This is a genomic window from Bacillus timonensis (genome assembly GCF_000285535.1).
Lineage (GTDB): Bacteria > Bacillota > Bacilli > Bacillales > Bacillaceae_L > Ferdinandcohnia > Ferdinandcohnia timonensis.
The window spans coordinates 828,986-839,054 of sequence record NZ_HE610985.1 but is presented as its reverse complement, the minus strand read 5'-3'; the positions used below and the strand labels follow the sequence as shown (position 1 = coordinate 839,054).

The window sequence follows — 10,069 nt, the reverse complement described above, 5'->3', positions numbered from 1 at the left end:
CAATCGGAGCGATTTTTTTATTATTTTTTTGAGCTTGCTGTAGATAATACATTTTCCAAAGGGATAATGATTTCATCTTTGGCGACATTTCCTTCAATTTTTTTTAGGACTTTATTTTGTTGAACAATTAATAACGAAGGATATTCCTCAACTTTATACTTCGTATATAATCTATTATCTTCAGAAGAAACAACCTTCATATTGGCGATTTCAGTCGGAAATTTACTTCTTAGCTCCAATAAGGCATCATAGTAATTACTCTCATTGCGGAGATTATTCTCATCTGAAAAAAAGATAATTTGCTTTTCATCGGTTTCAGGCAGTGTTGGCTGCGTCTGGTTAAAAGAACATGAGGAAAGTATAAAAAAGGAAAGTATGATTAGAGTATATGCTTTCATTTTTATAATCACTCTTCCATAAAATAGTCAAATGTATAGGTCTTTATTTCTATTTTTATCATACAAAACACCTATTTTTTCATTCCAGTTTATTTTATCATGTATTCAAAAAATTCATTCCAATGTAATCGATTTGTTATATAAATGAAAAATACTACCATATATCTTTGCATATTAATTAATATAGTAAATAGAAATTCATAAAAGACAAGCTTTAGGAACCTTAAGATAAAAGGAGAGCTTTAATGTGAAGATATATGTTATTGGGCTAATTCAAGTATTAATTTGGAGTGTTTTTTCGTTGGTTACGTGGCTATCTCGATCTGACAGTATACTTGCGAAAGGAATATTATTACTGATTTTTTTGTTATGCCGCCTTTTTACTTGCAAATAAAATTGGTTTAACAAGAAGAGGCTCATTTCTAATAACAGTTGTTTCTTTCCTAAGTTTCTTCTCTTTTGAAAAAATCTTTTGGGCCATTACATAAAAGTAGACCACATCTGATGATATGGTCTACTTTTTTATTTTTGTTTGTTTTTCACATTTTATTTTAAAAATTGTATGATTGGCTATTTTCGTTTGTAAAAATACATGATACGGCCGTTAAAAAAGATGTAGTTCACCTTCAAGTTTTTTCGCTAAGAACTTGCAAAACTCATTAGCCTTACCTTTGTCTCCTGCGGTTGAATTTCCTGGCAATGTTACTTGTATATAAGATTGTGATATAACATCACCATTTTCGCCCTCAATTACTTCTTGGTCTACTCCAACTACGATGGCATTATATTTTTGGTGGTCTGATTTTAAATAAAACCAATTGTTTTCTTGGTTAATCTCTTTTATTTGATACGGAAAGGCAGCATCGTCGTAATTCCAGTCGAGTTGTCTCCCTGTTTTACTCGTAATTTCTTTGTAATAGTTAAAGAGATTTTTGACATCATCAAGTGCTATATTTTGTGTATTTGATGCTGGAACAAGCTTAATGTATGCGTTTTCCAAACTCGTCACTCCCAACTCCAGATTGTTAATTTTCTATGTATCTTGTTTTCTTTTCTTTTTTGAAATCACTATTATTCTAGCATTTAATTGGTAAGACTTACAACTACGGTCTGCATTAGATTCCGGCCTGTCTAATTATTTTAGGAAATATGATGATAATAAGCAAAAAAAATAAAAAATGTTATACAATTAACCATTGACTAACTAAATGTGACATACTATTATATAAGTAACATAACATAAAGCGTTTTCAAAAAAGAGTAAAAAGAAATCTACTTTTCGAAAGGGGCTTTGAATAATGGGTACAATCATCTGTCAAACTTGCAGCGAAACAATCGAGCACTTTGAATACGAGAAGGTAACAACTCTTTATTCAACATGCGACCACTGTGATTGCCGTCACGAAGAAAACTAATTCCATAAATCATATGTAAAAAGCATGCAAATTTGCATGCTTTCTTTTTTGATATTATTTAATTGCTCTGTGTTCTTTGATGACACGTAAGAATTTTAATTCATAGTCTTCAGGTCCTTGAACGGGGAGGCCAGCTTCAATATTGGTTTGAATATAGGTTAAGTTTTCTTCTGTAATGATTTCTCCAGGTATAAAAATTGGAATACCAGGTGGGTATACCATCACGAATTCGGCAATTACACGACCGGCAGATTCTTCAAATGGGACAACTTCTGTTTCAGAATAAAAAGCATCTCTAGGTGATAAAGCGAGAACTGGAATATCAGGTAGTAAAACTTCTGGTACAGCTCTCGATTCAGTCAAATGTGATACTTCATCAGACAGATTAGCAAGCGCCTCAATAAGTATATCAGCTTCCTTTTTAGAATCACCAGGTGTTACAATACAAAGGATATTGTAGAGGTCTGACATTTCAACCTCAATATTATATTTTTCACGTAACCAAACTTCTGCATCAGATCCAGTTATACCAAGGTCTTTAACTGAAATAATTAATTTTGTCGGATCGAAATCATATGTAGCTTTTGATCCCAAGATTTCTCTTCCGACACAATAAAGTTTGTCTATTTCATTGATTTTATCTCGGATATAATTTGCTAATTGAATGGTTCTTTCAATCAGCTCATATCCTTCTGTCACCAAACGTTTTCTGGCAACATCTAAAGATGCTAATAACAAATAGGATGTAGACGTTGTAGTCAGCATACTTAAAATGCTTTGGACCCTATTAGAGGATACTAAGCCTTCTTTTACATTTAAAACAGAGCTTTGCGTCATCGAACCACCTAATTTATGAACGCTCGTCGCCGCCATATCAGCACCTGCCTGCATGGCTGATAAAGGAAGCCCATCATGGAAATGAATATGAACGCCATGCGCTTCGTCAACAAGGACAGGAACGTCATAAGAATGGGCGATATCTACAATTCTTTTTAAATCAGCTGCAATTCCGAAATAAGTTGGATTAATCACCAGTAAGCCTTTAGAATCTGGATGCTGTTCAAGTGCTTTTTCAACTGAATCAGTCGTGATTCCATGAGATATACCTAGCTGATTATCGATCTCTGGATGAATGAAGATTGGTACTGCACCAGAAAAGACGATTGCCGACATAACCGATTTATGCACATTTCTCGGTACAATGATTTTGTCGCCGGGGCCACAGACAGCCATGACCATTGTCATAATCGCTCCACTTGTACCTTGTACAGAAAAAAATGTATGATCGGCACCAAACGCTTCTGCAGCAAGGTCCTGGGCTTGCTTGATAATCCCTTTAGGTTGGTGAAGGTCATCTAAAGGTCCAATATTAATTAAGTCAATTGATAGGGCATTGTCCCCGATAAATTTTCGAAATTCAGGGTCAATCCCTGCGCCTTTTTTATGTCCCGGTATATGGAATTGAGTTGGATTCTTTTTTGCATGTTCAACAAGGCCTGTAAATAATGGTGTTTCATTTTGTGACAATTGATAACCACACCTCTTTAATCATATTTCAAATGATAATTTGCTGTTTTTTTACATTCAGTTTGAGCGCCAACTCCCTCGAGTTCATAAGCCATTCCGTCAAGTAGGTCAAGAATATAATCTATAGGCAGATGTCTTGTGCTTGTCGGGGCAAAAACGGCGATATCACATTCGTTACAAAACTTACAAAACAAGTGAATTATAGCACTTCTCTTACTATTTGCATATAAAAATATTTCTTTCTTTTAAATTGTCACAAAGAGGGATTCTTAAACATTTTTTGAGCTGTTAAACTTTGCTGTAAAATTTATATATCAGCCGCTTGTATTGCTAATAAGAAAAGCTTTAAAAAGAGGAGTTTTCGAATTTTTATCGAAACTCATTAATTGAAAGGTGGGAGTTTAATGAATTGGGAAACAAAGGTATCAAGTTTATTAGGTATTAAATATCCAATCATTCAGGGGGGACTTGCATATTTAGCATACTCTGAACTTGCAGCAGCTGTATCGAATGCAGGAGGACTCGGCCAAATCACAGCTATGTCACTTGACACACCAGAAGAACTTCGCAATGAAATTCAAAAAGTAAAGAAATTAACTGACAAACCTTTTGGAGTAAACTATGCAATCGGACAGCATGGGAGAACATTCTCTGACATGCTTGAAGTTGCAATTGAAGAAGCGGTGCCTGTAATCACAATGACAGGTGGAAACCCTGCTCCTATTTTTGAACAATTAAAAGGCGTTAATACAAAGAAACTCGTTCTTGTTGCAGCAAGAAGACAAGCGGAAAAAGCTGAAGAATTAGGGGCAGACGCTGTTATGGTTGTTGGTCAAGAGGGTGGTGGCCATCTCGGTAGACAAGATATTGGTACAATGGTTCTTATTCCACAGGTTGTTGATGCTGTTTCGATTCCAGTAATTGCATCCGGCGGGATTGGTGATGCCCGTGGCTTGATGGCTGCATTAAGCCTTGGAGCTGAAGGAATCGAAATGGGAACTCGCTTTATTGCCACTAAGGAATGTGTTCATGCACATCAAGCTTATAAAGATGCATTGATTAACGGAACTGAAAATGATACAGTCGTTATTAAACGATCACTTGGTGCACCTGGTCGAGCCATTGCAAATGAATGGACTTCAAAGATTCTTGAGCTAGAAAAAGCAAAAAGTGGCTATGAAGGCTTAAAGGAATACATAAGTGGTCAAGCTAATATGAGCTATGTTTATGATGGTAAAATTAATGAAGGATTTGCTTGGGCAGGTCAAGTAATGGGTCTCATTAAGGATGAACCAACAGTCGCTGAGCTTTTCGAGCGAATGATTACTGAGGCTGAGCAAATTCGAACTAAATGGAGTAAATAGAGGTGAAGAAGTTGGATTATCAATATCCGATTTCATATGAGTGGAACACCGAAGAGGTAGTCGATGTGATTGCCTTTTTTGAATGTGTTGAAAAAGCATATGAGAAGGGAATTGCAAAGGAACAAATGATGAAAGCTTATAAACGATTCAAAGAAATTGTTCCAAGCAAATCAGAGGAAAAACAGGTTTGTGGAGAATTTGAGGAAACTAGTGGTTATTCCGCATACCGTGTTATTCAAAAAGCAAAAGAAAATACGGAAATCATCAAAATGTAACCTTAATCAGTAGGGGTAAATCACAAGCCAATACGTATTTGATAAGAAGGATGTCTTATTTTAAGAATAGGACATCCTTTTTCATGAAAGCTTGTCGAAAAATAATTCGAAAAGTAAACTTATTTTGAACTTTTCTGCGCTAACTGGTATAATGGTAGTAACTTTCTGAAAGTTCCATCAATTGCTTGTACTAATTCATCAGGCTTCATTTCAATTACTTCGTCTCGAGAAATGGTAATCCCACATAAAATTTCTGCTTTTTTAACTGTCTGTAGCCGTGTGAACATTGATTTAAGTTCTTGGTCACTTAACTCATGATGGGTAAGGGTCTCTGGTTTTGTGTGATCAATTGACCATCGGAAATGGTCTGGAACACTTTCTCTAATTTTCTTAGATTGCTTATTTAAGAAATGACCAAACTCAGCTTTGATTGGAGATTCATAAATCACAGCAAACCAAACAAATAGATGAGTATTCCATAATCCAATTTGGAAATGAGGCAACATTTTGTACCCGCGTTTATTATTTGCAAAAGCTACCCATGAATCATTAGGTGGATTGATTGTTCTTCTAGCATGTTTGGCAACATGAGCAAACATTTCATCTCCTGTAAGACTTGAGAGTGTTGGAGCAAAATGCTTACCTAGTTCCTCTAATTTAGGTCGAACATTTGTAATTAATGCATCCATTCTGTTTTCAAGTCCATCTATTGTAAATACACGAAAGTCTTCTTTTGTAAACCCTGTAAAAGCCATTCCATATCCTCCTATTGATAATTCTAATCGTATTTTACCATAGAACAAAAGCGAAACTGAACTAACCTGCTTGGCATCTGCCTTAAATGCTTATCTAGGTATTCGCACATATTTGTTACAATGCTCGAGCTCCTTCATAAGATATAGTAACCAGTAGAAATAGCCAATAAGGGAAAGTGGATGATCGAAAAAGAGGAAAAGGGGTGCGGAAGTTGAAACAAGTGATTAATGATTTGAAGCGAAAAGACGGAGAGAAACGCTTGGCTGTGTTACGGATGGAAGTAGATTATGAATTGGCAACCCTTTATGATGCGATGATTGAAAAAGATGAAATGAAAAAAGAAGAATGTAAAAAGAAATTACAAAAATTAAGCCAAGAAATGATAAAACTTGAGGCATAAAGAAGAGAGCGAACCTGAAATGGTTCGCTTTACTTATTACTTGCATTTCACGTATTAAGTAAAGTAAGATTTTTTTAAAGAATGATACATGTGCATATACTATATGTTGAGATAAAAAAAGTGAGGTACTAAAAATGGTTAATTGGGATGAAATAGAGGACTATGCAAAGCATTGGATAAAAGAGGCAGGAGAACGAATTCGAGATTCTTTTAAAACAAAGCTTGTCATAGAAACAAAGTCAAATCCAGATGACCTTGTTACTAATATGGATAAAGAAACAGAACAATTTTTTATTAAAAAAATTCATGAAACGTTTCCATCACACCAAATTCTTGGTGAAGAAGGATTTGGTGATAAAATTCAATCATTAAAAGGCATCACTTGGATTATCGATCCCATTGATGGGACGATGAATTTCGTTCACCAACAGCGTAATTTTGCAATATCTGTTGCGGTATATGAAGGTGGTGTTGGGCAAATCGGAATGATTTATGACGTGGTTCACGATGAACTATATCATGCCCGCAAAGGACGTGGTGCATATTTTAACTCCACAAAAATTGACCCATTAGAGGAAGTCCCTCTTGAAAGAGCTATTGTTGCAATTAATGCGACATGGGTTACTGAAAATAAACGGATTGACCCTAAAATTTTGATTCCGATTGTAAATGCTGTCCGTGGTACACGTTCCTATGGTTCAGCAGCTTTGGAGTTGGCTTATGTTGTGACTGGGAGAATTGACGTGTATATCACCATGAGACTATCACCTTGGGATTTTGCGGCAGGTGTTGTCTTGTTAAATGAGGTCGGTGGGGTAATTACAACGTTAGATGGTGAACCCCTAAACTTTTTAGCGGAGAATAGTGTTTTTGTGGCAAGACCTAATTTACATAAAGAAATCTTTACAAAATTTTTAAAAAGAAAATAAAAACGTATGCGTGGAAAAGGCAAAAATCAAATGACCCTCGGACATTTGCTCCAAGATTTTTTCGAACTTGTTCGAAAGTTACTTTTGAAAATCTGTGGCATCTGCTGGAGGTAAAACTAATACAGCAGGGGGTTAGCCCCGCTTTATTAGTTAGATTCTGCCATTCTCACGCATTTTTTTCTTTGTTGTAAATCCTAAACCTGTCACAATAATTACAGCAATAATAGACAGAATAATACCTAAGACACTTTTTTCAGCAATTGATACACCAATTAGCATGATGCAAACGGCAGTAGCAATGGCAAACAGAAGCATTGGGATATTTACATTTTTCATCATAATTTGCCCCTTTCCAAAATTTATTTTACAGATAAATGTGTATTATTTCTACTCTATGGTATATAATGTTTTAGTTCCAGTACTTTTCAAAAGTAAAAAAATGTAAAAAATGATTCCTTACTTTACTAATAGGAGATGTGAAATAGTGACAACACGCAATGACTTACGAAATATAGCAATTATCGCCCACGTTGACCATGGAAAAACAACACTTGTTGATACAATGCTTCATCAATCAGGGACATTCCGTTCAAATGAGCATGTTGAAGAACGCGCAATGGACTCAAATGACATTGAACGTGAACGTGGTATAACCATTCTTGCCAAAAATACAGCAATTAATTATAAGGATACTCGTATTAATATTATGGATACACCGGGACATGCTGATTTCGGTGGAGAAGTAGAACGTATTATGAAAATGGTGGACGGTGTATTATTAGTTGTTGATGCATACGAAGGCTGTATGCCACAAACTCGTTTTGTATTGAAAAAAGCGTTGGAACAAAATCTTACACCAATCGTTGTAGTAAATAAGATTGACCGAGACTTCGCACGTCCTGAAGAAGTTGTTGATGAAGTAATCGACTTATTTATCGAACTTGATGCTTCAGAAGAACAATTAGAGTTTCCGGTTGTTTATGCTTCTGCCATCAATGGAACAGCAAGCACAGACCCTCACAAACAAGATGAGAATATGGAAGCCTTATTCAATTGTATTATCGAGAATATTCCTGCTCCAATTGATAATAGTGAAGAACCATTACAATTTCAAGTAGCATTACTTGATTATAATGACTATGTTGGAAGAATTGGAATTGGTCGAGTATTTAGAGGAACGATGCATGTAGGACAGCAGGTTGCCCTGATGAAATTAGATGGCTCTGTGAAGCAATTCCGTGTTTCCAAAATCTTTGGTTTCTCAGGATTAAAACGTATTGAAGTTCAGGAAGCAAAAGCGGGAGACCTTGTTGCTGTATCTGGTATGGAGGATATCAATGTTGGTGAAACAGTTTGTCCAATCGAACACCAAGATGCATTGCCAATTCTTCATATCGATGAACCAACCCTACAAATGACATTCTTAGTAAACAATAGCCCATTTGCTGGTAGAGAAGGCAAATATGTAACATCACGTAAAATTGAGGAGCGTCTTCGTGAACAGCTTCATACTGATGTGAGCTTACGTGTCGATAATACAGATTCACCTGATGCTTGGATTGTCTCAGGTCGTGGAGAACTACACTTATCAATTTTAATCGAAAATATGCGTCGTGAAGGGTTTGAGCTTCAAGTTTCAAAACCGGAAGTAATCGTAAGGGAAATCGATGGAGTACGTTGTGAACCAGTAGAACGTGTTCAAATTGATGTCCCAGAAGAACATACTGGTGCAATCATGGAGTCCATAGGAGCTCGTAAAGGCGAAATGCTAGATATGATTAACAATGGTAATGGTCAAGTTCGACTCATTTTCATGGTGCCTGCACGTGGACTTATCGGATATACAACTGAATTTTTAACCTTAACAAGAGGTTTTGGTATCATAAATCATACCTTTGATAGCTATAAGCCAATGGCTCATGGTCAAGTTGGTGGACGTCGACAAGGGGTACTTGTTTCAATGGAAACTGGTAAAGCAACTCAATACGGAATAACAGGTGTTGAAGATCGTGGTACCATTTTTGTTGAGCCAGGTACAGAAGTGTATGAGGGTATGATTGTTGGAGAACATACTCGTGAAAATGACTTAACTGTAAATATTGTGAAAGCAAAACAAATGACAAACATGCGTTCGGCAAACAAAGATCAAACGACATCAATGAAAAAGCCGCGTATTATGTCATTAGAAGAATCACTTGAGTACTTAAATGATGATGAGTATTGTGAAGTTACACCTGAATCCATCCGTTTACGTAAAAAAGTACTTGATAAGAATGAACGCGAAAAAGCAGCAAAACGAAAAAAACTTGCTGAAGTGAATCAATAATGTTGTGAACCTTGTCCCTTTCTGATACTTTAATGGTAGGAAAGTGCGAGAAGGAGGGTTATTTTTGGATACGGATGTTTATGAACATATGTGGCCAATTGCAAAAACAATCTATAGTTCGACAACTCCAAGTGTCGGTGCAAATATATTGTACGGTGTAATCTTGATTTTGACGATTATTGTCTTTCGTTTAGGTTTTGCAAAGAAGTTGCCATTGTTAAAAAATATTGTCATTTATTTATTTCTTGCTTTAGGCTGTACTATTTTGACGTTTTTAGGGGCATTTTTACCGATTGCAGAAGGATTACTGATTGCCGCCTTGCTTTTATCCATCTATAAAATCAGACTTCACCAAACAAAGAAAAGTGAAGCCTAGGAGGTAATTCAATGAAATCCCTGCAGGATGCAATTTATAATTGGTTAACGATCAAAGTGGTCGCTGAAGCAAGACCTGACGATAAAGCGGCAAAGGAAACGTTTGACCTTTTTGAAGATATTTTGGTAAACGAGTTTAAGTTGCGTGATATCGAGGTTCAAAAAGATGATGTCATGTATCTTGTGAAGTATAAGATAGATGGAGAAGCGAAGAGTGCAAGGTTTCCGACCGAATTAATTGAGGTTATGCACGACCAAATCAGACAACATCCAGAGAGATATCAAAATTACGAATAAATCAACA

At 36.0% G+C, this 10,069-nt stretch carries 13 protein-coding genes; 8 read left to right on the top strand and 5 right to left on the bottom strand.

Annotated elements, in window-relative coordinates; all coding sequences use genetic code 11:
- Window positions 1–20: 20 nt before the first annotated feature.
- The gene (locus BTHG_RS24240) at window positions 21–398 is read right to left on the bottom strand and encodes a Pal-related lipoprotein (RefSeq protein WP_010282825.1); all 378 of its coding nucleotides are present in this window, start codon (window positions 396–398) and stop codon (window positions 21–23) included.
- Window positions 399–1,002: 604 nt separating this feature from the next.
- Window positions 1,003–1,407, bottom strand: a complete 405-nt coding sequence (locus tag BTHG_RS24235; RefSeq protein ID WP_408605268.1) for a DUF1885 family protein — start codon at window positions 1,405–1,407, stop codon at window positions 1,003–1,005.
- A 289-nt stretch (window positions 1,408–1,696) separates the two neighbouring features.
- Here BTHG_RS24235 and BTHG_RS26130 point away from each other — a divergent pair, with 289 nt between their 5' ends.
- Window positions 1,697–1,813: a GapA-binding peptide SR1P gene (locus BTHG_RS26130; RefSeq protein WP_010282821.1), complete on the top strand. Its 117-nt coding sequence runs from the start codon at window positions 1,697–1,699 to the stop codon at window positions 1,811–1,813.
- A gap of 54 nt (window positions 1,814–1,867) precedes the next feature.
- On the opposite strand, the gene BTHG_RS04475 is transcribed toward BTHG_RS26130, so the two are convergent.
- Complete coding sequence (locus BTHG_RS04475) at window positions 1,868–3,340, bottom strand: aminotransferase class I/II-fold pyridoxal phosphate-dependent enzyme (RefSeq protein ID WP_010282819.1); 1,473 nt, start codon at window positions 3,338–3,340, stop codon at window positions 1,868–1,870.
- A gap of 404 nt (window positions 3,341–3,744) precedes the next feature.
- Between BTHG_RS04475 and BTHG_RS04470 the strand changes: the two genes are divergently transcribed.
- Window positions 3,745–4,704, top strand: coding sequence for an NAD(P)H-dependent flavin oxidoreductase (locus BTHG_RS04470; RefSeq protein WP_010282816.1), 960 nt, complete (start codon window positions 3,745–3,747; stop codon window positions 4,702–4,704).
- Window positions 4,705–4,715: 11 nt separating this feature from the next.
- The gene (locus BTHG_RS04465) at window positions 4,716–4,979 is read left to right on the top strand and encodes a UPF0223 family protein (RefSeq protein WP_010282812.1); all 264 of its coding nucleotides are present in this window, start codon (window positions 4,716–4,718) and stop codon (window positions 4,977–4,979) included.
- 119 nt (window positions 4,980–5,098) lie between these two features.
- Here the strand turns inward: BTHG_RS04465 and BTHG_RS04460 are convergent, their stop codons facing one another.
- Window positions 5,099–5,734: a YktB family protein gene (locus BTHG_RS04460; RefSeq protein ID WP_010282809.1), complete on the bottom strand. Its 636-nt coding sequence runs from the start codon at window positions 5,732–5,734 to the stop codon at window positions 5,099–5,101.
- Window positions 5,735–5,946: 212 nt separating this feature from the next.
- Between BTHG_RS04460 and BTHG_RS04455 the strand changes: the two genes are divergently transcribed.
- Window positions 5,947–6,135: a hypothetical protein gene (locus tag BTHG_RS04455; protein WP_010282806.1), complete on the top strand. Its 189-nt coding sequence runs from the start codon at window positions 5,947–5,949 to the stop codon at window positions 6,133–6,135.
- A gap of 134 nt (window positions 6,136–6,269) precedes the next feature.
- On the top strand, window positions 6,270–7,064 hold the full coding sequence (locus tag BTHG_RS04450) for an inositol monophosphatase family protein (RefSeq protein WP_010282804.1): 795 nt from the start codon (window positions 6,270–6,272) through the stop codon (window positions 7,062–7,064).
- 150 nt (window positions 7,065–7,214) lie between these two features.
- On the opposite strand, the gene BTHG_RS04445 is transcribed toward BTHG_RS04450, so the two are convergent.
- The gene (locus tag BTHG_RS04445) at window positions 7,215–7,400 is read right to left on the bottom strand and encodes a YlaF family protein (RefSeq protein WP_010282802.1); all 186 of its coding nucleotides are present in this window, start codon (window positions 7,398–7,400) and stop codon (window positions 7,215–7,217) included.
- A gap of 148 nt (window positions 7,401–7,548) precedes the next feature.
- Here BTHG_RS04445 and typA point away from each other — a divergent pair, with 148 nt between their 5' ends.
- The 3 genes from typA to BTHG_RS04430 all read left to right on the top strand — a co-directional run bounded on the left by typA (window position 7,549) and on the right by BTHG_RS04430 (window position 10,062).
- Entirely contained in the window at window positions 7,549–9,390 is a 1,842-nt protein-coding gene (gene typA, locus BTHG_RS04440; RefSeq protein WP_010282799.1) for a translational GTPase TypA, read from the top strand.
- Window positions 9,391–9,478: 88 nt separating this feature from the next.
- Window positions 9,479–9,766: a YlaH-like family protein gene (locus tag BTHG_RS04435; RefSeq protein WP_042341545.1), complete on the top strand. Its 288-nt coding sequence runs from the start codon at window positions 9,479–9,481 to the stop codon at window positions 9,764–9,766.
- 11 nt (window positions 9,767–9,777) lie between these two features.
- Window positions 9,778–10,062 (top strand): hypothetical protein, encoded by a 285-nt coding sequence (locus BTHG_RS04430; protein ID WP_010282795.1) that lies wholly within the window; start codon window positions 9,778–9,780, stop codon window positions 10,060–10,062.
- Window positions 10,063–10,069 lie beyond the last annotated feature (7 nt).